Annotated in this window: 23 protein-coding genes and 1 pseudogene; 21 read left to right on the forward strand and 3 right to left on the reverse strand. The window is 61.5% G+C overall.

The window, feature by feature from the left end:
* The 5 genes from N5A93_RS08060 to N5A93_RS08080 are packed head-to-tail and all read left to right on the forward strand — an operon-like array spanning position 1 to position 3,120.
* Entirely contained in the window at positions 1-408 is a 408-nt protein-coding gene (locus N5A93_RS08060; protein ID WP_268954575.1) for a Na+/H+ antiporter subunit C, read from the forward strand.
* Positions 405-1,982: a monovalent cation/H+ antiporter subunit D gene (locus N5A93_RS08065; RefSeq protein WP_268954576.1), complete on the forward strand. Its 1,578-nt coding sequence runs from the start codon at positions 405-407 to the stop codon at positions 1,980-1,982. Before N5A93_RS08060 ends, N5A93_RS08065 begins: the two co-directional genes overlap by 4 nt.
* Positions 1,979-2,470, forward strand: coding sequence for a Na+/H+ antiporter subunit E (locus tag N5A93_RS08070; protein WP_268954577.1), 492 nt, complete (start codon positions 1,979-1,981; stop codon positions 2,468-2,470). Before N5A93_RS08065 ends, N5A93_RS08070 begins: the two co-directional genes overlap by 4 nt.
* Positions 2,467-2,736, forward strand: a complete 270-nt coding sequence (locus N5A93_RS08075; RefSeq protein ID WP_268954578.1) for a K+/H+ antiporter subunit F — start codon at positions 2,467-2,469, stop codon at positions 2,734-2,736. Before N5A93_RS08070 ends, N5A93_RS08075 begins: the two co-directional genes overlap by 4 nt.
* A 9-nt stretch (positions 2,737-2,745) precedes the next feature.
* A complete protein-coding gene (locus tag N5A93_RS08080) occupies positions 2,746-3,120 on the forward strand; it encodes a Na+/H+ antiporter subunit G (RefSeq protein ID WP_268954579.1) in 375 nt (124 codons plus the stop codon).
* Between the two features lie 31 nt (positions 3,121-3,151).
* Here the strand turns inward: N5A93_RS08080 and N5A93_RS08085 are convergent, their stop codons facing one another.
* Complete coding sequence (locus N5A93_RS08085) at positions 3,152-3,955, reverse strand: IclR family transcriptional regulator (protein WP_268954580.1); 804 nt, start codon at positions 3,953-3,955, stop codon at positions 3,152-3,154.
* Between the two features lie 170 nt (positions 3,956-4,125).
* Between N5A93_RS08085 and N5A93_RS08090 the strand changes: the two genes are divergently transcribed.
* The 9 genes and pseudogenes from N5A93_RS08090 (at position 4,126) to N5A93_RS08130 (ending at position 13,884) form a co-directional block, all read left to right on the forward strand.
* Positions 4,126-5,643 carry an ABC transporter substrate-binding protein gene (locus N5A93_RS08090; RefSeq protein WP_372921046.1) on the forward strand — a complete coding sequence of 506 codons (1,518 nt, stop codon included), beginning with the start codon at positions 4,126-4,128 and terminating at the stop codon, positions 5,641-5,643.
* Positions 5,644-5,742: 99 nt separating this feature from the next.
* Positions 5,743-6,660, forward strand: coding sequence for an ABC transporter permease (locus N5A93_RS08095; protein ID WP_268954582.1), 918 nt, complete (start codon positions 5,743-5,745; stop codon positions 6,658-6,660).
* Position 6,661: 1 nt separating this feature from the next.
* Positions 6,662-7,564: an ABC transporter permease gene (locus N5A93_RS08100; RefSeq protein WP_268954583.1), complete on the forward strand. Its 903-nt coding sequence runs from the start codon at positions 6,662-6,664 to the stop codon at positions 7,562-7,564.
* A gap of 4 nt (positions 7,565-7,568) precedes the next feature.
* A complete protein-coding gene (locus N5A93_RS08105) occupies positions 7,569-8,564 on the forward strand; it encodes an ABC transporter ATP-binding protein (protein WP_268954584.1) in 996 nt (331 codons plus the stop codon).
* On the forward strand, positions 8,561-9,562 hold the full coding sequence (locus N5A93_RS08110) for an ABC transporter ATP-binding protein (protein ID WP_268954585.1): 1,002 nt from the start codon (positions 8,561-8,563) through the stop codon (positions 9,560-9,562). The genes N5A93_RS08105 and N5A93_RS08110 overlap by 4 nt, the downstream gene beginning before the upstream one ends.
* A 1-nt stretch (position 9,563) precedes the next feature.
* Entirely contained in the window at positions 9,564-11,147 is a 1,584-nt protein-coding gene (locus tag N5A93_RS08115) for a gamma-glutamyltransferase family protein (RefSeq protein ID WP_268954586.1), read from the forward strand.
* Positions 11,144-12,529, forward strand: coding sequence for a M20 family metallopeptidase (locus N5A93_RS08120; protein ID WP_268954587.1), 1,386 nt, complete (start codon positions 11,144-11,146; stop codon positions 12,527-12,529). Before N5A93_RS08115 ends, N5A93_RS08120 begins: the two co-directional genes overlap by 4 nt.
* 45 nt (positions 12,530-12,574) lie before the next feature.
* Positions 12,575-12,841: pseudogene (locus tag N5A93_RS08125) on the forward strand (integrase core domain-containing protein); the annotation flags it as partial.
* Positions 12,842-12,925: 84 nt separating this feature from the next.
* A protein-coding gene (locus tag N5A93_RS08130; RefSeq protein WP_268954588.1) for an IS630 family transposase occupies positions 12,926-13,884 on the forward strand; the annotation gives its coding sequence in 2 pieces (ribosomal slippage) (positions 12,926-13,267 and positions 13,270-13,884; 957 coding nt in all).
* On the opposite strand, the gene N5A93_RS08135 is transcribed toward N5A93_RS08130, so the two are convergent.
* Complete coding sequence (locus tag N5A93_RS08135; protein ID WP_268954589.1) at positions 13,881-14,327, reverse strand: hypothetical protein; 447 nt, start codon at positions 14,325-14,327, stop codon at positions 13,881-13,883. The two genes, N5A93_RS08130 and N5A93_RS08135, sit on opposite strands and share 4 nt — an antisense overlap.
* A 346-nt stretch (positions 14,328-14,673) precedes the next feature.
* Complete coding sequence (locus tag N5A93_RS08140; protein ID WP_268954590.1) at positions 14,674-16,119, reverse strand: M81 family metallopeptidase; 1,446 nt, start codon at positions 16,117-16,119, stop codon at positions 14,674-14,676.
* A 28-nt stretch (positions 16,120-16,147) separates the two neighbouring features.
* Here N5A93_RS08140 and N5A93_RS08145 point away from each other — a divergent pair, with 28 nt between their 5' ends.
* From N5A93_RS08145 to ortB, 7 genes are all read left to right on the forward strand, one after another.
* Entirely contained in the window at positions 16,148-17,188 is a 1,041-nt protein-coding gene (locus N5A93_RS08145) for a LysR family transcriptional regulator (protein ID WP_268954591.1), read from the forward strand.
* A 182-nt stretch (positions 17,189-17,370) separates the two neighbouring features.
* Positions 17,371-18,414: a TRAP transporter substrate-binding protein DctP gene (gene dctP / locus N5A93_RS08150; protein WP_268954592.1), complete on the forward strand. Its 1,044-nt coding sequence runs from the start codon at positions 17,371-17,373 to the stop codon at positions 18,412-18,414.
* 78 nt (positions 18,415-18,492) lie between these two features.
* Complete coding sequence (locus tag N5A93_RS08155; RefSeq protein WP_268954593.1) at positions 18,493-19,020, forward strand: TRAP transporter small permease; 528 nt, start codon at positions 18,493-18,495, stop codon at positions 19,018-19,020.
* Complete coding sequence (locus N5A93_RS08160) at positions 19,020-20,303, forward strand: TRAP transporter large permease (RefSeq protein ID WP_268954594.1); 1,284 nt, start codon at positions 19,020-19,022, stop codon at positions 20,301-20,303. Before N5A93_RS08155 ends, N5A93_RS08160 begins: the two co-directional genes overlap by 1 nt.
* 26 nt (positions 20,304-20,329) lie before the next feature.
* Complete coding sequence (locus tag N5A93_RS08165; protein WP_268954595.1) at positions 20,330-21,349, forward strand: NAD(P)-binding domain-containing protein; 1,020 nt, start codon at positions 20,330-20,332, stop codon at positions 21,347-21,349.
* Between the two features lie 11 nt (positions 21,350-21,360).
* On the forward strand, positions 21,361-21,672 hold the full coding sequence (gene ortA / locus N5A93_RS08170; protein ID WP_268954596.1) for a 2-amino-4-oxopentanoate thiolase subunit OrtA: 312 nt from the start codon (positions 21,361-21,363) through the stop codon (positions 21,670-21,672).
* Position 21,673: 1 nt separating this feature from the next.
* On the forward strand, positions 21,674-23,068 hold the full coding sequence (gene ortB, locus N5A93_RS08175) for a 2-amino-4-oxopentanoate thiolase subunit OrtB (protein ID WP_268954597.1): 1,395 nt from the start codon (positions 21,674-21,676) through the stop codon (positions 23,066-23,068).
* Positions 23,069-23,229: the final 161 nt, after the last annotated feature.

The following is a 23,229-nucleotide window of genomic DNA, read 5'->3' on the forward strand; positions in this document are numbered from 1 at the left end:
ATGGAGTTTGTCGTTGCAAGTACAATCGGCGTGCTGACGGCGGGCGGGGTCTATCTGCTCCTGCGGCTGCGCGCCTTCTCGGTGATCCTGGGGCTGGCGCTGCTGACCTATGCGGTCAATATCTTCCTGTTCGCCAGCGGGCGGCTGGCGGTCAATGCGCCGCCGGTGCTGAACAAATATGCCGATGTCGCCTATTCCGATCCGTTGCCTCAAGCGCTGGTGCTGACGGCGATCGTGATCTCGTTCGGGATGACGGCGGTCTTGGTGATGTTCGCGCTTGGCGCATATCTCGAGGCCGATCACGACCGGATCGACATGACCGGCGAGTCCGAGGAAGAGGGAGAGGGCGACAGCAGCAGTGGCAGCGACGATGCTGCCATCACAGCGCAAGGGGAAAACCGAGTATGAGTCACTGGATAGTCGCCCCGGTCGTCCTGCCTGCGCTGCTGGCGCCGATCATCGCGTTCGTGATGCGTCACGATATCACGCTGGCGCGTGCGGCCTCTTTCGCGGGGACCATTGCGCTCGCGGGTATTGCCATCGGGTTGATGGTGATGGCGGCGGATGGCACCACCCATGTTTATCGGATGGGTGACTGGGCCGCGCCCTTCGGCATTGTATTGGTTCTGGACCGGCTTTCGGCCTTGATGCTGCTGGTCACGTCGGCTCTGGCGCTGGTGGTGCTTATGCATGCCACCGCGACCGGCTGGGATGATCGCGGACGCCATTTCCACGCGTTGTTTCAGTTCCAGTTGATGGGCATTTGCGGCGCGTTCCTGACCGGCGACGCGTTCAACCTGTTCGTCTTTTTCGAGGTGCTGTTGATCGCGTCCTACGGGTTGATGATCCATGGCGGCGGGCGGGTGCGTTTGCAGGCCGGGTTGCAATATGTGGTGATGAACCTTGCGGGATCGACGCTGTTTCTGTTCGCGCTCGGCACGCTTTATGCCTCGACGGGGACGCTCAACATCGCTGATCTTGCGGTGAAGGTGCGTGAGATGCCGCTTGAGGATGCGGCGCTGGTGCGGGTTGCGGCGATCCTGCTGATGGTGGTCTTTGCCATCAAGGCCGCGCTATTCCCGGTGCAGTTCTGGCTGCCGGCGACCTACGCCAATGCGCCCGCGCCGGTGGCGGCGCTGTTTGCGATCATGACCAAGGTTGGCGCCTATGCGATCATCCGGATTCACGCGGTGGTGTTCGGGCCGGACGTGCCGGTTCTGGGCGGATTGATCGGCGATTGGCTGATGCCCGCGGCGGTGGTCACTGTGGCGGTCGGCGCAGTCGGCGTGTTGGGGGCGCGGCGCCTGATGCCGCTGTTGTCCTTTTCCGTGGTCGGGTCGATGGGCACGATGATGCTGGCGGTGGCGGCCTTCACGCCGCAAGCGACCACGGCGGCGCTATATTACCTCGTGCATTCGACTTTCTCGGCGGCGGCGCTGTTCCTGCTGGCGGATCTGGTGGTGTCGCGCCGTCCCGGCGGCGATCTGTTGCGGGCGGAACCGCCCGTTGTGCAGAACGGACTTTTTGCGGCGCTGTTCTTTGCCGGGGCGATCGCGATGGCGGGGATGCCGCCGCTGAGCGGGTTTCTGGGTAAGCTGTTGATCCTGGACGCGCTGCGTGATGAACCTGCGATGACGGCGGCGTGGGTCGCGATTCTGCTGGGCTCGCTGATCACCATCGTGGGGTTCGCGCGAGCGGGGTCGATCCTGTTCTGGAAGGCGACCGCCTTGGCGCAAGAGCAGGCCGAGGAAAAGGCCGGCGAAGAGGGCGAGGCCCACGCCAAGGACGCGCCGCCGCCGGACCCGGCGAGGGCCGGGCCGCTCGAAGTGGCGCCGACGTTGACGGCGCTGGCGATCCTGGGGTTGCTGGCGTTTCTGGCCGGGCCGGTTACCGGCTTCATGGATAAAGCGGCGCATCAGCTGTTCGACGGGTCGGATTATATCGGGGCGGTGCTGGACCCTGAGGCGGAGGTCAAGAAATGATCGGGCGCATCTTTCCACATCCATTGCTGAGCGTTTTGCTGACGGCAGTCTGGCTGGGGCTGGTCAACAAGGTCACCCCCGGCAACCTGCTGCTCGGCGCTATCCTGGGCATTCTTGTGCCGATCATGACCGCGCCCTACTGGCCGCGCCGCGCCAAGATCGGGCGGCCCTTGCGGGTGATCGAGTATTTCATGATCGTGCTTTGGGATATCGTGGTGGCCAATGTCGAGGTCTCCATGATCATCCTGTTCAAGCGTAACCGTGACATCCATTCGCAATGGGTCACCGTGCCGCTGGAACTGACCTCGCCCGAGGCGATCACCGTGCTGGCGGGCACGATCACCATGACGCCGGGCACCGTGTCGTCGATGCTGGCCACCGATGGCAGCAGCATCCTGGTCCACTGCCTGCATACCGACGACCCGGAAGGCGTGCGCGACAATATCAAGAGCCGCTACGAGTGGCGCCTGAAGGAGATTTTCCAATGATCACCATTGCGCTTTACTTCGCCTTCGGCTGTTTCGGGCTGGGCCTGCTGTTCAACCTGTGGCGCATCTCCATGGGGCCGGACAGCGCCGACCGCATCCTGGCGCTCGACACGATGGTCATCAACATCATCGCGCTGCTGATCCTTTATGGTGTCTGGCAGGGCACAACCGTTTATTACGAAGCGTCCATGCTGGTGGCGATGGTGGGGTTCGTTTCGACCGTCGCCTATTGCCGCTTCGTGCTGCGCGGCGACATCATCGAATAGGAGGCGGTCATGGAGTTTGTAAGCGAATTGCTGATTTCGTTTTTCCTTGTCGTGGCAGGGATTTTCGGACTGGTGGGATCCTTCGGGATGATCAAGCTGCGCGACACGATGAAGCGTCTGCACGCCCCGACCAAGGCCACGACATTGGGGGTCGGCGGAGTATTGATCGCGTCGATGCTGTATTTCCTGCTCGTGAAGGGCGGGCTGTCGTTCCATGAGCTGCTGATCACGCTCTTCCTGTTCCTGACGGCGCCGATCACCGCGAATTTCATCGCCAAGACATATTTGCAGGCCAATCTGCGCCCGTCAGACCTGCCCGGCACCGAGAGCGAATACGGCTGGTCGGTCTATCAGGACCCGCCAAAGCGCAGCGACGAGGAATGAGCCTCAAATCCTGCTGAGCACCCCCGGTGCGTCAGCTTGCTGGGTCGCAGTAAAAGCCCCGCTGCGCCTGGAATGACGGTGAGATGGAATTCGCGGTATCCTGAATCCTGGGCAGCAGGTCCGAAATGATCTGTTCGTGCGTCCAGGTATGGGCCGATACCGAACATTGCACGGCTGCCAGTGCGCGCCCGTCATGGCCCGCGATCGGTGCGGCGACGCCGATCTCGTTCAGGATCATCTGCCCGGTCGAGATCGCGAAGCCGTCATGCACGGCGCGCTCGACGCTGCCGCGGATATTGTTCCGGTCCAGCGTGGTGCTTGGCGTGAACTGGATGATCGGCCAGTTGTCGACGGCGGCGATTCGCTCGGCTTCGGGGAAGGTGGCCAGCATCGCGCGCCCGGCGGATGTGGACAGTGCGGGCAATCGGCGACCGATAATGGTGGCCGCGAAATATGTGCGCTTGCAGGGCAGACGGCTGACATAAATGATATGATCGCCAGACATTTCGGCAAGGTTGACGGTTTCGCCGATCTCCTGTGACAGGCTGATGAGTTTGGGGATCGTCTGACCGACCAGCGGATCGGACCAGTAATAGGCGTAGGCCATCTGGAGCCAGGCGTGCGACGGGCGAAAGCGCCGCGTCACCGGGTCCTTGTCGAGCATGCCTTCGACGTGGAGCGTGTTGGCCAGGCGCTGAGTCGCGCTTTTGTCGAGGCCGCTGCGGTGTGCGAGGTCGGACAGGGACAGTTCCGTGTGGCTTTCGTCGAATGCCCGCAAAAGCCGCAAACCCTTGGCGAGTGAGCCGACAAAGAGTGTATTTTGTTTCGTGGTCATGGTTGTCTCGATATTTTCCGTCGTGGATCACCCAAGGGGGTTGACGCTGGCGGGCAGATTGGAATTAATGGATCATATGAAGGTTCATGGTATTATAATATGATACTTGAAGCAAGGAAACCAGAAATCTGCGGCGCCAGTTCGCGTCACATCAGAACAGGGAGACAATGATGAAAACATCCTGGCTTAAATCCGGTATCGCCAGCGTCGCGCTTGTCGCGGCTACGGGCGCTGCGTGGGCCGAGAAGGCCAATGACACGCTGCGCGTGGCATTCACCAAGGAACTCGAGAATGTCGACAGCTTCTTCAACTCGTCGCGCGAAGGCGTGGTATTGCAGCGCGCCATCTGGGATGGCCTGATCTACCGCGATCCGGTGACGAATGAATACAAGGGCAACCTCGCGACATCCTGGGAATGGATCGACGACACCACCCTTGAGCTCAAGCTGCGCGAGGGCGTGACCTTTCACAATGGTGCCCCGTTCAGCGCCGATGACGTTGTCTACACAGTCAATTTCGTCTCCAAGGAAGAGAACGGCGTCAAGACGCAGCGTAACGTGAACTGGATGGAATCCGCGGAGAAAGTGGATGACTATACGGTGCGCATCCACCTGAAGGAAAAATTCCCGGCGGCGATCGAATTCCTGTCCGGCCCGGTGTCGATGTATCCGGCCGAGTATTATGCCGAGGTCGGCCCCAGCGGCATGGGCCTCGAACCGGTCGGCACCGGCCCCTACAAGGTGGTGTCGGTCGTTCCCGGTCAGCATTTCGTGCTGGAGAAGAACGAGAACTACCATGACAGCCCCAAGGGTCAGCCGGAGATCTCCAATGTCGACATCCGTACCATTCCGGATGTGAACACCCAGATGGCCGAGCTGTTCAGCGGATCGCTTGACCTGATCTGGCAAGTACCGGCCGACCAGGCCGAGAAGCTGGCCACGATGGATCAGTTCACCGTCATGAACGAATCCACCATGCGAGTGGGCTATCTGAACATGGACGCTGCGGGTCGTTCGGGCGACACGCCTGTCACCGATCTGCGCGTGCGCCGTGCCATCAACCATGCGATCAACCGCGAAGAGCTGGTAAACGCACTGTTGAAGGGCAAATCGCGAGTGGTCTCGACGCCCTGTTTCCCCAGCCAGTTCGGCTGTGTGGAAGAGGCGGCCAAGAGCTACGAATACGACCCCGAAAAGGCTAAGGCGCTGCTGGCGGAAGCGGGCTATCCCGATGGTTTCACCATCGATTTCTACGCTTATCGGGACCGGGAATATGCCGAAGCGATCATGAGCTATCTGAACGCGGTCGGCATCGATACCGATTTCAAGTTCCTGCAATATTCCGCCCTGCGCGAGCAGAACATGAAGGGCGAGGTGCCGCTGGCCTTCCTGACTTGGGGCAGCTTCTCGATCAACGACGCCTCGGCGATGGTCAGCCAGTTCTTCAAGCACGGATCGCTTGACGATGCGCGCGACGATCAGGTGCTGGAGTATCTCAACACTGCCGACAGCTCGACGGATCCAGACACCCGCATCGAGAATTATGCCAAGGCGATCGAACGGATCACCGATCAGGCATTTTGGGCGCCGATGTTCTCGTATAACACGAATTACGTGTTCACCAACGACGTCGAGTACACGCCCACCGCCGACGAGGTGCTGCGCTTCACAACAATGTCCTGGAACTGATCCAGGTCCGGGTGCGGGGGCCGTCACGGCCCCCGCCAGCGCCTGTAGCCCCCATGCAGTCGCCGCGTCGTCAAGCGCGCGATAAACGAAGGTGTCTCCGTGCTAACATTCACTCTTAAACGATTGGGCCTTGCCGTCCTGGTGGCCCTGACGGTTTCGTTCATCAGTTTCATCCTGTTATTCCTCGCGGGCGATCCGGCCGCGGCGTTGGCGGGCGAGACCGCCAGCGGCGAGGATATCGAGGCGATCAGCAGGCTTTACGGGTTCGACCGTCCCATGCTGGTGCAATATGGCGACTGGCTATTCTCGGCTTTGCGCGGTGATTTTGGCGAGAGCTATTACTTCCGGCTGCCGGTGGCCTCGCTGATTTTCGAGCGCCTTGGTGTGACCATGACTCTGGGGGTTTGCGGTATCAGCTTTGCATTGCTGACGGCGGTGCCGTTGGGCGTTGCCGCTGCGATCCGGCCAAATTCGCTTATCGACCGCGTGGCTTTGTTCCTGTCCGTGGCCGGACAGGCGATGCCGAGCTTCTGGTTCGGTCTGATCCTGATCGTGCTGTTCGCTATCACGCTGGGTTGGCTGCCACCCTCGGGCGCATCTAGCCCGATGCATTTCATCATGCCGACCATCGTTCTGGGCTATTACGCGATGCCGGCGATCATGCGCCTGACGCGGGCGGGGATGCTGGATGTGCTGTCATCGGACTATATCCGCACGGCGCGCGCCAAGGGCGCACCCGAGGGAAGGGTCCTGTTCCGCCACGCGCTGCGCAACGCGATCATCCCTGTGGTGTCGCTGGCGGCGGTGCAGATGGGCTTCATGCTGGGCGGCTCGATCGTGGTCGAGTCGATCTTCGCGCTGCATGGCGCGGGCTACCTGGCCTGGGAGAGCATCGCACGCAATGACCTGCCGACCGTGCAGGCGCTGATCCTCGTCTTCTCGATGTTCTATATCGTTTTCACCTTCCTTGCCGACGTTCTGAACGCCTGGCTGGATCCGCGCATGAGGAGCAGCTGAGATGGTCGATACCAGCACCACGGATTCCCTGCTGCGGGAAATCACTGGCCCGACGCCCGGCCAGATGCTGCGCAAGCGCGTCTTCGGGCATCAGGGGCTGCTGTTCGGCGGGATCGTCCTGGCGATCCTGCTGTTCATCGCGATCTTCGCACCGCTATTGGCGCCGCATGACCCTTATGCGCAAAGCCTGATGACCCGCATGCAGCCACCGGTCTTTCTGGGCGGCGACTGGGAACACCCCCTGGGCACCGACCATCTGGGGCGCGATTACCTGTCGCGGCTGATCTATGGCGCGCGGGTGTCGCTGATGATCGGCGCGGTGGCGGCGTTGATCTCGGGTGTGATCGGCACCGCAATGGGTGTCGCAGCTGGTTATTTTGGCGGCCGTGTGGACATGGTGGTCACGTTCCTGATCAATGTGCGCCTTGCGATGCCGGTGGTGCTGGTGGCACTGGCGGTGGTGGCGATCCTGGGCGGCTCGCTCCAGGTGGTGATCGTGGTGCTTGGCCTGCTGTTGTGGGATCGTTTCGCCGTGGTCATGCGCGCATCGACCCTACAGGTGCGGGGGCGCGAATATGTTGCCGCCGCGCGCGCCATCGGCGCATCGACCCCGCGCGTGATCCTGTCCGAGATCATGCCCAATATCGCCAACAACCTGATCGTGGTGGTCACGCTGGAGATGGCCCACGCCATCCTTCTGGAAGCTGCGCTGTCCTTCCTGGGCCTTGGCGTGCAACCGCCGACGCCAAGCTGGGGTCTGATGGTATCGGAGGGCAAGAACATGATGCTGTTTGAACCCTGGATGGTGCTTATTCCCGGCGCGGTGCTGTTCCTGTTGGTGCTGGCGATCAACCTCATGGGCGATGGTCTGCGCGACGTGACTGCCCCCGAAAACCGGAGCTGAGACAATGGAAAAACCCCTGTTGAGCGTCCGAAACCTGACGATCGACATTCCCGTCGGTGGGGGCACCCTGCATGCGGTGCGCGGCATCGACTTCGATCTGAACCGGGGCGAGACCCTTTGCATCGTCGGCGAAAGCGGCTCGGGAAAGTCGCTGACATCGCTGGCATTGATGGGGCTCTTGGGCAAGAATATCGACCGCAGTGCCGACCGGATGGAATTCGACGGCACCGAGCTGACCACCGCAAGCCCGCGTACCATGCGCGCGCTACGCGGAGCGCGGATGTCGATGATCTTTCAGGAACCGATGACATCGCTCAATCCCGCCTACACGATCGGCGATCAGCTGATCGAGGCGCTGCGCCTGCATAAGCCGGTCAGCCGCGAGGCGGCCCGTGCGCGCGCCATCGAGTTGCTGGAAAAGGTCGGCATCACCGCCGCCGCCAGCCGCCTGTCGCAATATCCGCACCAGTTGTCGGGCGGGTTGCGCCAGCGTGTGATGATCGCCATGGCGCTGATGTGCGAGCCCGAGCTGATCATCGCGGACGAGCCGACGACGGCGCTGGATGTCACCATCCAGGCGCAGATTCTGCGCCTGCTGCATGATCTTGGCCAGGAGATGAACATGGCGATGATCCTGATCACCCATGATCTGGGCGTGGTGGCGCGGGTCGCCGACAAGGTGGCAGTGATGTATGCCGGAGAACTGGTTGAGACCGGCTCGGCGGTGGATGTCTTCAACACCCCGTTGCATCCCTATACGCGCGGTCTGCTGCGCTGTATTCCGCTGCCCGGCAAGACCGCGCGTGGCAGCACGCTTGGTACCATTCCGGGGATCGTGCCGTCGCTGGTGGGCGATATCGAGGGCTGTGCGTTCCGCACCCGTTGCCCGCATGCGTTACCCGCATGTCAAAGCGCCATCCCCCTGCAGGGCCGTCCGGATCATGCCTTTCGCTGCATTCATGAAGACGGCAAACGCCACGACGAGGAGGCCATGGCATGACGGTGCAGACAACGACTTCGGCCGTGCTGGAACTGCGCAATGTCACCAAGACCTATCGCGTGAAGCAGGGTCTTTTCGGCAAGGCCAAGCCGCTGACGGCGGTCAACGATGTGTCATTGTCGCTGCCGCGCGGCGAGGTGCTGGGACTGGTGGGCGAATCCGGCTGCGGGAAATCGACGCTGGCCAAGATTCTGCTGGGCCTCGAGGCACCCAGCATGGGGCAGGTCATGGTGGATGGCCAGGAGATCACCGCCCAAGACCGCCTGAGCCTCGCGCGGCGTATCCAGCCGATCTTTCAGGATCCCTATTCGTCGCTCAATCCGCGCAAGAGCATCTTTGATATTGTGTCTTTGCCGCTGCGGGTTCACGGGATCGGCGACAAGGCGCATTGGGACACGGAAGTGCGTCGGATTCTCGATATCGTCGGCTTGCCTGCCCGGGTGATGAACACATTTCCCAGTCAGATGTCGGGTGGCCAGCGCCAGAGGGTCGCGATCGCGCGGGCGCTTATCATGAAGCCCGAGATCGTGATCTGTGACGAGCCGACCTCGGCGCTGGATGTGTCGGTACAAAGCCAGATCCTGAACCTGCTGGGCGATCTGCGCAGCGAATTTGGTCTGACCTATCTTTTCATCAGCCACGATCTGGCGGTGGTCGAGCATCTGGCGACGCGGGTGGCGGTCATGTATCTGGGCCGGATCGTCGAGGAATCCGACGTGGCGGGCCTGTTCGACGACGCGCGCCACCCTTATACGCAGGCGCTGCTGAAATCGGTGCTGACGCCCGAGCCGGGGCTTGGTGTGCCCGACACTCAGCTTGGCATGGCCTATCCCAACCCGATCGATCCGCCGAGCGGCTGTCAGTTTCATCCGCGCTGCCCGATGGCGGGCGCGCATTGCAAGAGCGTCGCTCCGCGCTCCGTTCCCACCAGCCATGGCCATGTGGAATGCCATCTGCACGACCCCGACAGCCCCATGTATGACGCGAAGGTCGCCTGATATGTCCGTGAACCTGTCGCGCAGCGCACAGACCCGCAAGATCGTCATCGAGACCGAATACGGTGTCGTCGCCGCGCAGCACCGGCTGGCGGCCGAAGCGGGCGCCGCAGTGCTGGAGGCCGGGGGCGATGCGGTGGATGCGGCCGTGGCCACGTCATTTGCCATCGGTGTGCTGGAACCATGGATGAGCGGACCCGCGGGGGGTGGTGCGCTGATGCTGTGGCGCGCCGATACCGCTAAGGCTCATGCGCTGAACTACGGGATGCGCGCCCCGGAGGCGCTTGATCCCGCCGACTATCCGCTATCGGGCAAGGGGGTCGCGGGCGATCTTTTCCCCTGGGAGGAAGTGGTTGAGGACCGCAACGTGCAGGGCGCTACCGCAGTGGCCGTGCCCGGGTTGGTCGATGGTATGGGGCAGCTACATGAGCGTTTCGGGCGGATGCCCTGGGGCGAGCTTTTGTCGCCCGCGATCGGCTTTGCCCGCGAGGGCTTGCTGGTGGATTGGTATGCGGCGCTGATCATCGCCTCGACCACCCGCGAGCTGGCCAAGGACCCGGATGCCGCCGCCATGTTCCTTGAGGACGGCCAATGGCCGACCATCAGCGGCTGGACCGCGCTGGCCGAAAAGCGGCTGGAGCAGCGGCGGATGGCCGACAGCCTCGAGCAACTGGCGCGCAAGGGTGCGCGCGAGTTCTATGACGGCGAGCTTGGCGCCGCGCTGGCGACCGACATGCAGGCCAAGGGCGGCAGTCTGAGCCACGCCGACCTTCGCGCCTATCGCGCCGAGTTCAGCGATCCGCTGAGCTTTGATTATCGCGGCGCGCGGTTCGACGTGGCGCCAGGGCTGACCGCAGGCCCGACATTTCGCCATGCGCTTGGCGAGATGGAGAGGGCAGCGGCATTTGGTGCCGCGCCGGGGCCTGAGGCTTTCACGGCTTATGCCGGGGGGCTGAGCGGGGCCTATGACGAGCGGCTTGCGACAATGGGCGACACGGGCGAAAGCGAGACGCATTCGGGCTGCACGACGCATTTCTCGGTGGTCGATCGGGATGGCAATATGGTCAGCCAGACGCAGACATTGCTGTCGATCTTCGGCGCGCGGGTCGTATCGCCCGCGACCGGTTTTCTGATGAATAACGGCATCATGTGGTTTGACCCGGTTCCGGGGCGCCCCAATTCGCTGGCACCGGGCAAGCGTTGCCTGATGAATGTCTGCCCGATCCTCGGTGAAAGTGGCGGCGCGCGCTTTGCATTCGGTGCGTCGGGCGGGCGCAAGATCGTCTCGGCGATGGTGCAGATGGCGTCTTTCGTGGCGGATTTCGGCATGGATATCGCCGATTGCTTCCATCATCCGCGCATCGATGTGTCGGGTGGCAAGGCGGTCGTGGCCGACGAGACCCTTTCGGGCGACATTCTTGACGCTCTGCGCGCCAGCTACCCGGTCCATACCACGCGGCGCAGCCCTTTTCCTTATGCCTTTGCCTGTCCGGCCGGGGTGATGCGAAAGGCCGGGGTCAATACCGGATGCACCGAGATCATGTCGCCCTGGGGCGACGCCATTTGCGAAGAACAAGGTAAATTATGACACGAAGCGACGCGATCGACACCGTAACCGCCTATTTCGACGAGGGCCGGTTTCAGGCAGAACTTGCCGATCTGGTGGCATATGAGACCGAAAGCCAGAATCCCGAGCAGGCGGCGGAACTGTCGCGCTATCTTGCGCAGGCGATGACACCCCGGCTTGGCGCAATGGGTTTTTCCTGCAAGACATACGACAACCCGGTCGATGGGGCAGGGCCGATCCTTTTGGCCGAGCGGATCGAGGATGACGATCTGCCCACGGTTTTGAGTTATGGACATGGCGATGTGATCCGCGCCCAGACCGACCAGTGGCGCGACGGGCTGCACCCCTTCCGTCTGGTGGAAGAGGGCGAGCGGCTTTATGGGCGGGGCAGTGCAGACAACAAGGGTCAGCACCTGATCAATATCGCTGCGCTCGATGCGACATTGCAAAGCCGGGGGAAGCTGGGTTTCAACTGCCGGATCGTGATAGAGACCGGCGAGGAGACCGGCTCGCCGGGTCTTGCCGAGTTCTTTGCCGCGCATAAGGACGATCTGAAGGCGGATGTGCTGATCGCCTCGGACGGGCCACGCCTGCAACCCGAAACACCCACCATGTTCATGGGCTCGCGCGGGGGTGTGACCTTCGATCTGGCGGTGGAGCTGCGCGAAGGGGCGCATCATTCAGGCAATTGGGGCGGTTTGCTGGCCGACCCCGCGATGATCCTGGCGCAGGCGCTTTCGACGATCACCGACGCGCGCGGTCAGATACGCATCCCGGAATGGCGGCCCGACAGCCTGACCGACGATGTGCGCGCCGCGCTTGACGGACTTCCGGTCGCGGGGGGCGATGGTCCCTCGATCGACGAGGATTGGGGCGAGGAAAGCCTGAGCCCGGCCGAACGTGTATATGGTTGGAACAGCTTCGCGATCCTCGCCATGAAAAGCGGTGTGCCCGAAGCGCCTGTCAATGCGATCTCGGCTCATGCGCGCGCCACCTGCCAGCTGCGCTATGTGGTGGGGACCGAACCCGAAGACATCTTGCCCGCGCTGCGGCGCCACCTTGACGCGCATGGCTTTCAGGCGGTGCGCATCGCTCCCCATGACAGGGGTTTCTTTCGCGCGACGCGGCTCAACCCCGATCACCCCTGGGTTACTTTCGTCGCTCGCTCGCTTGAGGAAACATCGGGCCAAAAGCCGCATATTCTGCCCAACCTGGCCGGGTCACTGCCCAATGACGCGTTTGCCGACATCCTGGGCCTGCCCACGGTCTGGGTGCCTCATTCCTACAGGGGGTGCTCGCAGCACGCGCCCGATGAACATGTGCTCAAACCGGTCTCGCGCGACGCGCTGCGCCTGATGGCGGGGCTGTTCTGGGATATCGGCGAAGGCAACACCCCGGCCTGAGATGCCGGCCTGAGCAGGAAGAAATCGTAACGTATGCGGGCCGTGCGCGCCGTGCCGATGAAGATCACCCGCGCGCTCACGGAAAATGGCAAGGAGTTCACCGACCGGCTGTTCGGCCTGCGCAGACGCACCGCCACGGGCAACCACGACTTTGACCGTCTCTGCGCCGATATTGGCATCGAGCACCGCCTCGCTCCGCCGATGCGCTCGCAGACGAACGGCATGGTCGAGCGGTTCAACGGCCGGACCGAGGATGTCCTGCAGAGCCACCACTTCCGCAGCGGCGCGCAGCTCGACCAGACGATCCTGCGCTAGAGCGTTTCTATGAAAACCTGAATCGCCGGGGATTCCCAGACGGCGCTGATTGTGATTCCCTTTTTCTGGGAGGATCGGATCATGTCAGCACCTTTGCCGAAGGCGCTTCGTGCGCGGTTTCAGCGGTATGTCGAGGAAGGCTTGAGCGGGCGAGCGGCGGCGTTGCGCCTGAGGCTCTCGCCGGCGACAGGCGCGCGGTGGGCGCGGGCGATCCGGACATGTGGGCATGCGGCTCCCGCGCCGCAAGGCCGCCCCAAGGGCCGGGGCAAGCTGGCGCCTTACCAGGCCTTTTTCGAGGAATTTGTCGCCCAGGATCCTGACATCACGCTGTTTGAACTGCGCGATACGCTGGCGGCGGGGGAAGGTGTCGAGGTCCACCATTCCTCGATTGCCAGCCTCCTGTCGTGTCTCGGCTTCACATACAAAAAAAGTCGCTGGTGGCCACCGAGCGCCGTCGTGCCAAGATAAGGCGCGCGCGCCAGGATTGGCAGACGCGTCGCATGCCCGCCATACGGGCACAGCCAGAACGCCTTGTCTTCATTGATGAAACCTCCGTGAAGACGAACCTCACGCGCCTGCGGGGGCGTGCCCCGCGCGGGCAGCGGCTGCAGATGAATGCGCCGTTCGGAAACTGGGGCACGCAGACATTCATCGCCGGCCTGACGGCTGAGACGCAGATCGCGCCCTGGGTGATCAAGGGCGCGATGGACGGACCCGCCTTCGCCGCCTATGTCCGCGAGGTGCTGGTGCCGGAACTGCACCCTGGCACTGTCGTCATCCTCGACAACCTTGCCACGCACCGCAACGTCGAGGCGGCAGAGGCGCTGCGGCAGGCCGGGTGCTGGTTCCTCTACCTGCCGCCGCACTCCCCGGACCTGAACCCCATCGAGCAAGCCTTCTCGAAACTCAAGGCGCACCTGCGCAGGATCGGCGCCAGAACCTTTACAGACCTCTTCGAAGCCCTCGGAGACATTTGCGATATGTTCTCACCCAACGAATGTTGGAATTTCTTCAAGTCCGCCGGACATCTCGCAGGTTAAAACCGAAACGCTTTAAGCTGCTCGGGCGTCCAGGCCGGGTCGATCCGGTGCGGCGAAAGCCGGGGAACCAACCCGTCGTCCAGCAAAACGGTCACAACGGATTTCTGCATGTCCTGCCGCCAGGGCGCGTTCTGCCGAACCCGGCCAGTCATCGGGGCCATGCGACTCTGGCGTGTCACTTGAGACAGCGTTTGGCTCAAACACACCTGTATGCATTGCGCCACGAGTTCCTCGGGCAGCTCAGGGGTCATTGATACAAACGAGTTGAGCATTCGGTCAAACTCCACAACCACACGCCCTGACCATAAAATGGCTGATTCGCGATCTGTCGTCCCCAGCGAGAGGGTCAAGGGTTTGAAATATGTGGACAACCCAGCGATCCGACGGCGGAAATAGAACCGCCCCGACCGGATCAACAGGTATTTTCCCTGTCCTTGTGTCATCGCAACACCCCATCTGTTCGGGGCTGGATGCAGGAGAAAACCGAAGCTGCCGGGGTCATCTCCAGGGCTTTGTGAGACGCCAGTGAAACGTCTGTGTAACAAACAAAGCACAAACGCCGAAATCAACCGGAGCAAATTTCGGAAATTCTGTCTTTTCAAGACCTTAAAGGAAAAATGGCTCCGGCGGTAGGGTCCTCTCCAGAGCGTCCGAACCCCTTGATTTACAAGGCCGATTCTCATCCGACAGCGCGCGAAACCAAGAAGACTCCAGGTTCGTGCCCCATCTGGTGCTCTCGACATTGCCCTACATCGAGCGCTTGGACAAGAGGAGCTTTGCGCGAGGCGGTCATTGGTCGCCGTGATACGTTCTCGTAACCGGATCGAACGGAAAGATGGGACGTGGAATGCGCGCAAATTGCAGCCGGTCAAGAGATGGGCTTGCCAGTCCCGCGCCATCTACCAAAGCGATGCGCTCTGCAGCGGGAGCGTAGGCTGCCCGAAAGTGTTGAGTGGATTTCAACGCGATCACACGTTTGTGCAGCGGCTCGACCCCCAGTGCGCGAAAGATGTTCATGTCCAGAGCTTGTGTTGCAGCGCTTGTCACAAGCACTTCAACGTTCTCAATTCGCATCAGTGCCGAGGGACCGCAGGATTGCTCCACGCCGTTCCACATCGGACTGTCGCAGACGTAGCGTCCATCCCCCAGAGCCATGACCTGCGCGGAGACTGACAGGGGTTTGCCACCGAAAGACGGATCGAAGTGTCCGCCCAGTCTGATCTGGATCGTCTGCCCGGCTCCGGCCTCTTGAGCGATGTGCACTGCGGCAGGATCGCAAAGCGCGCCAAACAGGATGTCTTGCCCGCCATGCTGGATCAAGTGAGCCAGCAGGTTGGTGGCATCGCCATAGGCGCCGTCGCCGGGATTGTCTGACGGGTCCGCAAGAACCAGTGGCGAAACCGCGTCGTGCGCACGCGCAAGTTGCGCGGCCTCTGCGGGGGTCAGCAACGCCTCGGTAGGCGCGTTGCGCGCATCCCACATTTCACTGGCCAACCTTTCGGCTGCAGCCTCTGCGATCGTTTGCGCGTCGCTGTGACAGACCGTGACGGTAGGACCGATTTCCGGAACATCAGCCAGCGAAAACCCCGCGTTGACGGATACATCCAATAGTTCAGGGCTGCTTTCTTCGATTCTCGCAGCCAAGGCGATCAGCCCCGACATTGGTTCGCTATCTGTGCGCCCGCCTTCTGGCAATGTCAGCATGGGTAGTTTTCGAACAACTGTTCTTATCGATCGCCCATTCTGCATCCGAGTTTGCAACGCTTCTGCGGCCTTGCGTCCGGTCTGGCGCATGTCGACATGGGGAAAGGTCTTGTAGGACATGACAATCTCTGCCTTATCGCACAGCGAGGATGCGAGGTTCGCGTGCAGGTCCAAAGTTACTGCGATTGGAACATCTGGCCCAAGTATGCTGCGCAGTCCGGAAACCAGCGCTGCGTCGCCGTCCGTCCCATCGTGGCGCACCATGGCGCCGTGCAATGAAAGGACCACGCCGTCGAATGGTCCCTGATGGCGCGCCGTATCGAAAATGCGCCCGGCAAAAGCATCCCATGCGTGATCAGTGACGACACCACCCGGCGTTGCGAATGTGGCCACCGTCGGCACCAGTGTCCACCCGTGCGCACGCGCGGCATCGTCAAAGCCGCCGACCTCGTTGGCAGTATCTGACAGAGCCGACAGCACGTCATCGCCTTCGTGGCAGTAGAAGGCGCGGAACGCATCTGTATCGGTCATTCTTTTGCAGAATGTATTTGTCTCGTGCATGAATTGCCCGAGAAGTACCCTGAAAGCCATATTTGCATCCTCACAAGTCGCGAATTTGTGCAAGGATAAGGTCGCAGGGTCGTCGGAATGCGTCAGTTCTAATACGAGCCTGCCGCAGGATGCAACTTTCAAATACAAACGGGTGCGAACTGTGCTTGATCCCAACCTGAACTGTTTCCTGGTCGTCGCCGCCGAAGGGTCGATTAGAAAGGCGTCGGAGAAGCTCAATATCGCCGCCTCGGCGGTTAGTCGGCGAATCACCGGCCTGGAGGAGGATCTGGGAGTGCCGCTGTTCGAGCGTCATGCGCGAGGGTTGCGCCTGACGGATGCTGGCGGGATATTCATGGACCATGCCAGGCGCGTGATGCGCGACGAAGCATGGGCCATGGGCGAGATAGAAGCTCTGCGAGACTTGCGACGGGGAGCCATCCGCATTTCATGCGTCGAGGGCACGATCAGCGGGTTGATCACCCCCGCCATCACCGAATTTCGATTTAATTCCAAAGATGTAAAGCTGTCGGTCGTGCGCGCGGGCAGCACCGCCGTGATGCGGGCCGTGGCTGCTGACGAGGCGGATCTGGGCCTTGCGTTCGATCCGCCCGCGCATCGCGATGTTGCCGTTGTCGCGCAGACACCCGCGCCACTTTACGCAGTGGCGGCGCCGGAATTCGACTTGGCGGACGGCATTTGGGATCTCTCCGAAATAGCGCATCTTCCGATCGCTATTCCTCCTGACAGCATCTATGGAATCCGCGATGTGATCGACCGCGCCGGGGTTGCTCTGGATCCTGCGTTGGTGTGCGATTCGGTTTACGGATTGGTCGGTTTCGCAAAACAAGGGCAGGGGATCTCCTTGCTGCCAATGTGCTGTATTCACGACGAGATCGAAGTCGGGAGTCTGGTAGCCCGACCGCTGCGCAACGCGCCCCTTATGAATGCGACGATCTCGTTGGTGGCGCGGCGCCATCGCAATCTGCCACCGGTTACGCGCCGCTTCTGCACGATCCTGTCGCGGATCATGGAAACCGCGCCATCGTAGCGTTCGAATTTCGGCAACCCGGTGTGCCAAAGTCTTGCTTGTTCATGAACGCTAACTGTTCAACCGTTGGTTCGAGATCAGGGATGACTTTGCTGGGCGTCGGAAGTTCGGTGCGGGTCCCGCTCGGAAAAGAAGATGATGGCGCGGCAGAATATGCGCCCGAACCAACAGGAGAATAATTCATGAAGACCATTGCATCTGCCTTGTTCGCGACGGCCTTGACTGCCGTGGGGTCATTTCCTGCATGGGCGCAGAGCGTGACAATTACGCTGGCTCATGAAGAGCCGGCCGATACGTCGACGTCCGCTGCACATATGTCCGCAACCGTGTTCAAAAGCACTGTCGAAAGCCTGTCCAACGGCGATATGGCTGTCGATATCCAGGCCTCCAGCGCCTTGGGCAATCAGCGCGAGCGGATGGAATTGACACAGGCCGGGATCATCCAGGTCAATATAGCCTCCGTCGGCGGCCTCGCGCAGTTTTATCCCGCGATCAACGGCCTTGAACTGCCATTTGTATTTCCCAACGAGATCGTGGCCGAGCGCGTGTTCGACGGGCCCTTCGGCGATACGCTGTCCGACAAGTTGTCCGAGGCGACTGGTCTGCGTCTGCTGGCCGTGACGGCGGGGGATTTTTATGTCTTCACCAATGGCACACGCCCGGTCAAATCGCCCGAGGACATGAAGGGGCTGAAGGTGCGCACCATGTCCGTGCCCAGCCACGTCGCGCTGATGGACGCGCTGGGGGCTGCGGCGACACCGGTGCCATGGGACGAGCTTTACGGTGCGCTGGAGACGGGCGTGGTGGATGCACAACACAATCCGGTGCCGATCATCGCCATCGGCAACCTGCAAGAGGTGCAAAGCTACGCGACCATGACCAATCACCTTTACGGGGCCGATTGGTGGGTTGCCTCCGAGGATTTCCTTTCAAGCCTGACGTCTGAGCAAAAACGCATCTTTACCACCGGTGTCGAGAGTGCAAAGGTTGCCGGTCGCGGCGCCAAGATGGCCCTGCGCGCCACGAAATTCGGCAACGCGTTCCTGAACGAGGCCGGCATCGAAGTCTATGCGCCTTCTGCCGATGAGTTGGCCGCATTCCGCGAGATCGCCATTCCGGCTGTCACCGCCACGATGGAGACAGAGTTCGGCGAAGAGGCCGTTGCGTTGGGCAAGGATTTGCAAGACGCGGTCAAAGCCGCCGAAGACGATCTCTACGCTGACTGAGACCGCGCTGGACGCCTTGCGGGGCCGTGGTGAGAAAGCCGCGGCCCCGGTCATTTCGAACAGAGGTAAGGTGGCTGCATGAAAACCCGGATCGTCGCAGGACTTTGGCGGATATCGAAGGCGGTGAACATCGCGGTCGCCATCCCTCTCGTTGCGGCGGGTCTCGTTATGGTTTCTGTGGTTATTGCCGGCACCGTATCGCGATATGTGTTCAATGCACCGCTGATCTGGTCCGAAGCCTCGGCACGCTACCTGATGATTTGGATCGGGCTGGTCGGTGCATCCGTCGCGTTGCGGCACGGCGATCATATCGCGATTGATGCCGTTCGAACGCGTTTGCCACGCGGTTTGCGCCGTGTCGGCGATCTCGCGGTTGCTGTGGCCGTGGCCTGGTTTCTCTGGGTGATGATGATCGAGGGGTGGTCGGCGGCCATGCGCGGTGCCAGTCAAAGCTCCCCGGCGTTGGGTGTGTCGATGTTCTGGCCGCTGGCGGCGGTTCCTGTGGCGGGCGCGCTGATCCTTGTGCAGCATGTGTTGCATACGGTGTTGCGCCTTCTGGATGGAGAGAAGACGGGCGATCGCCTGCCTGGCGGAGGGCCGTTCTGATGTTGACCCTGCTGGCGGCTTTTGCGCTGCTTGTACTGCTGGGAACGCCTTTGGCTTTCTCTATCGGGATCGTCGGTCTGATCGCTCTGACCCAGCCTGAGGGACCCAGCCTTCTTCGCCTGGTGCCGATGCGCCTCTTTTCCGGAATCGACATGTTCTCGCTGATGGCGATGCCGTTCTTCATTCTCGCGGGCGACATCATGAACCGGATCCAGATCACCGACCGACTGGTTGACCTCGCCAACGCGTTGGTTGGGCAGGTGCGTGGCGCGCTGGCGCATGTGAATATTCTCGTATCTGTCTTTTTCGCGGGGCTGACCGGCGCGGCGGTTGCGGATACCGCCGCTATAGGGCGAATGATGATCCCTGCGATGGCCGATCAAGGATATAACCGTCCGTTTGCAGCAGCGGTCACGGCAGCGTCATCGGTGATCGGGCCGATCATTCCGCCGTCGATCATCATGGTGATTTACGGGTCATTGATGCAGGTTTCCATCGCCGGCCTCTTTGCTGCTGGAATCCTGCCCGGAATACTGATGTCGATGGCGCTGATGAGCTATGTCGCGTGGCGTGGGCGCAAGGAGGATTTGCCCATTGCAACGTTGGACCGCGAAGTGCCGCCTGTGCGTGTTGCATTGAAGCGCGCAATCCTGCCCCTGATGATGCCACTGATCATCCTTGGCGGCATTCTCGGTGGAGTTTTCACACCGACCGAGGCGGCAGCTGTCGCCGTGGTCTATGCCTTGACCGTGGGTGTTCTTGTCTATCGCAATTTCAATCTGCGGGATCTGTGGGATGTCCTTTACGAGATGGTGCGTGCCTCTGGCGCGGTGTTCATCATTCTGGCTGCCGCCTCGATCCTTGGATGGGTGCTGGCCAAGGAAGGTGTGCCGCGCGATCTTGGTAACTTTCTGGGCGGCATCAGTGACAGCCCGCTGGTGTTCCTGCTGGTCGTAACCGCTGCGCTGCTTGTGATCGGCATGTTCATGGAAATGACTGCGGTACTGATCATTCTTGGCCCGATCCTGCATCCGATTGCCGTCGCCATCGGGGTGGATCCGCTGCATTTCGGGATCATCATGGTGGTAAACCTGAACATCGCGCTGATCACCCCGCCTCTGGGCGCGTGTCTGTTTGTCGCCTCCTCTGTCGGCAATGTCCGGTTCGAGAATGTGGCCAAGGCAATCCTGCCCTTCATGTTGGTCGAACTCGCCGTGCTTCTGCTGGTGGTGTGCTTCCCGGCCATATCGCTGACCCTGCCGCGCCTTCTGGGTCTGGGCTGACCTCGATAGAATAAGGAGAGATGCAAATGATGCGGGAGATCATCATGTATGGCTTGGGATCGATGGGCCAACGGATCGCGCGACTGGCGCTGGAGCGCGGCTACCGTGTAGCCGGGGCTATCGACCTCGATCCTGCCAAGGCGGGCCAGCCGCTGAGCCGGGTGCTGGGGCTGCCTGACGGGGCTTGCGATGCCACTGTCAGCGCGGACGCCGCCGAGGTGCTGGTTTCTGCGCAGCACGCTGTCGTGTTGCAGGCGACATCGTCGTTCCTTGCGCAGGTTGCCGAGCCGATCGAGCGCTGTCTCGAACTTGGCCATGACGTGATCTCGATTGCCGAGGAAATGACGTTTCCGGCGGCCGCCTGCCAGGAGACGGCGGAGCGGTTGAACCGGGCCGCGTCGCAGAATGGCGCGCGGGTCCTGGGTACAGGAGTGAATCCGGGATTTGCAATGGACATGCTCGTGTTGGCACTTACCGTGCCTTGCGGTCGGGTGGATCATATCCGAGTGACGCGCACCAATGATCTCTCTGATTTCGGACCGACCGTCCTGAACGGGCAGGGTGTGGGCCTGAGTCCGGACGCGTTTCACAGCGCCGTGGATGATGGCCGGGTCGTGGGTCATGTCGGGTTTGATCAATCTGTCGCCCTGATTGCCCGACATCTGGGTTGGCAGATCGAGCGAGTAGAAGAAACCCGCGCGCCCATCGTGTCGTCGGTGGTTCGCGCGACCGATCATCTGGCGATCGAGCCCGGAGATGTGGCTGGCTGTCTTCACCGCATGACGGCCTTTGCTGGCGGGCGAGAGGTGCTGCATCTCGAGCATCCCCAACAGATCCGTCCTGATCTGGAAGGACAGGCCACATCGGACCGGATCGTCATCACTGGCGATCAGACTGTCGATATGGTCATTGCGCCCGAGATTGGCGGCGGCGCGGGCACTGCCGCCGCTGCCGTGAACGCCATCGAGTATCTTGCCTGTGCGGCGCCGGGATTGGTCCACCTGACCGACCTGCCGCTGAACAGTCCGCGCGTGTTGACAGCCTGAAAGGAAAGTTCATGACATCTCTTGCCGGAAACTGGGTTCAGATCCACAACATTGTTCTGCGTCCCGACCAACGCCCGGAAACCTTGCCTGCAGAGACCCGTGCCGTGCCGCTGGAGTTGCGCGTCAAGGGCTGGCAGATCACGGGCCGCGCCGAGATCGGTCAGGAGGTCAGAATTCGCACCGTTCTGGGCCGAGAGCAGACCGGCACGCTGATCGCTGTCAACCCGGAGTATGGACATGATTTTGGTCGCGCGATCCCCGAGCTGCTGGCCGCTGGGGACGAACTGGTCGCGATGATGCGCGACACGCCGAAGGAGGGTTGAAATGACCAAGACCGATTACGCCTCAGTCATGGCCCGCAAGGGCGATATCATGCTGTCGTCTTTGGGCATAGATTACGCGCCCTTCATGGCGCATCCTGCCATGTTTGACTACGAGGCTCTCATGGGCCTTGTGCCTTATGATATCGACCAGGTCCGGCAGGTTCAGTCGCGCGCCGGAGTCGGCAGTACGGCCCTGATCGAGCTGCGCCAGATTACGCGGCTGGCGCGCAAACTGGCACCCAAGGGCAAGGGCGCGCGCATCTTCGTCAAGGATGAGGCCGCCAACCCTTCGGGCAGCTACAAGGCCCGGCGCGCCGCGCTCAGCCTTCATCACGCCGAGCATGCCGGTTTCAAGGGGGTTGTCACGGCGACCAGCGGCAACTACGGCGCCGCCGTCGCCAGCCAGGCTGCGCGGCGCAATCTGGCATGTGTCGTCGTTCAGGAGGTCTATGACAGCCACGGAATCGGCCAGCCCGAAATCCTCGAGAAGGGGCGGGCCTGCGAAATCTACGGCGCCGAGGTGGCGCAGCTATCAGTCGGGCCAGAACTTTTCTATAGCTTCCTGCGTGTGCTGGAAGATACCGGCTATTTCAACGCGTCGCTTTACACGCCCTTTGCCATCGCCGGAGTCGAACCCTTGGGTTTCGAGATCGTCGAGCAGATGCGGGATGCCACCGGTACCACCCCCGATGTGGTGATCTGCACCCATGCGGGCGGTGGTAACCTGACCGGCACGGCGCGGGGGTTGCGCAAGGCGGGCGCGGATCATACCCAGATCATTGGGGCCAGCGTGGATCTGACCGGACTGCACATGGCCAGCGACACTGATTTCAACCGCAAGCATTTCACCACGGGCCATACCGGGTTCGGAATCCCGTTTGCAGGTTGGCCGGACCGCACGGACGTGCCGCGCAATGCCGCGCGCGTGTTGCGCTACATGGACCGCTACCTTCTTCTGAAGCAAGGCGAAGTGTTCTACATGACAGAAGCATTGGCCCGGCTGGAGGGGCTGGAGCGGGGACCTGCAGGCAATATTTCGCTCGCTGCTGCGTTTGCATTGAGCCAAGAGATGGATGCAGATCAAACCATCGTGGTTCAGGAAACCGAATATGCCGGGGCAGGTAAACAACCTTCGGCGCAGCTCGACTTTGCGCGTCGTCGCGGGATCGACATCCTGCGTGGCGATTCCGAGTCGGAGATTCCGGGTCAGAACGTAATCATCCCGGATGATCCGCGACGGATCAGGGTGCGAGACGTGGACATGACCAAGCTGCGCCGGAGTCTGGTCAAAAAGGTGGTGGCAATGTCGGAACCGGGCACGTGCGGTGACGATCTGGTCAGCTTTCTGGCTGAAGAAACGCAGATGCCACGGGCGGACGTCGCTGCGTTGATCTGAAGGCCATTTTCGACAATCCTTGTCGAACGAAACGCCCGCGAGCGTCGCGAGCCGATCAGTTGTGCGCAATGCGTATCGACCTATGGAGTCGAGGGTCAAAACAAACTGCTTGACACCCACAGATAAAATGATTGTTTTATAAATTAGTAAAACAGCGCGTT

The organism is Roseovarius salincola (assembly GCF_026891095.1).
Classification (GTDB): domain Bacteria; phylum Pseudomonadota; class Alphaproteobacteria; order Rhodobacterales; family Rhodobacteraceae; genus Roseovarius; species Roseovarius salincola.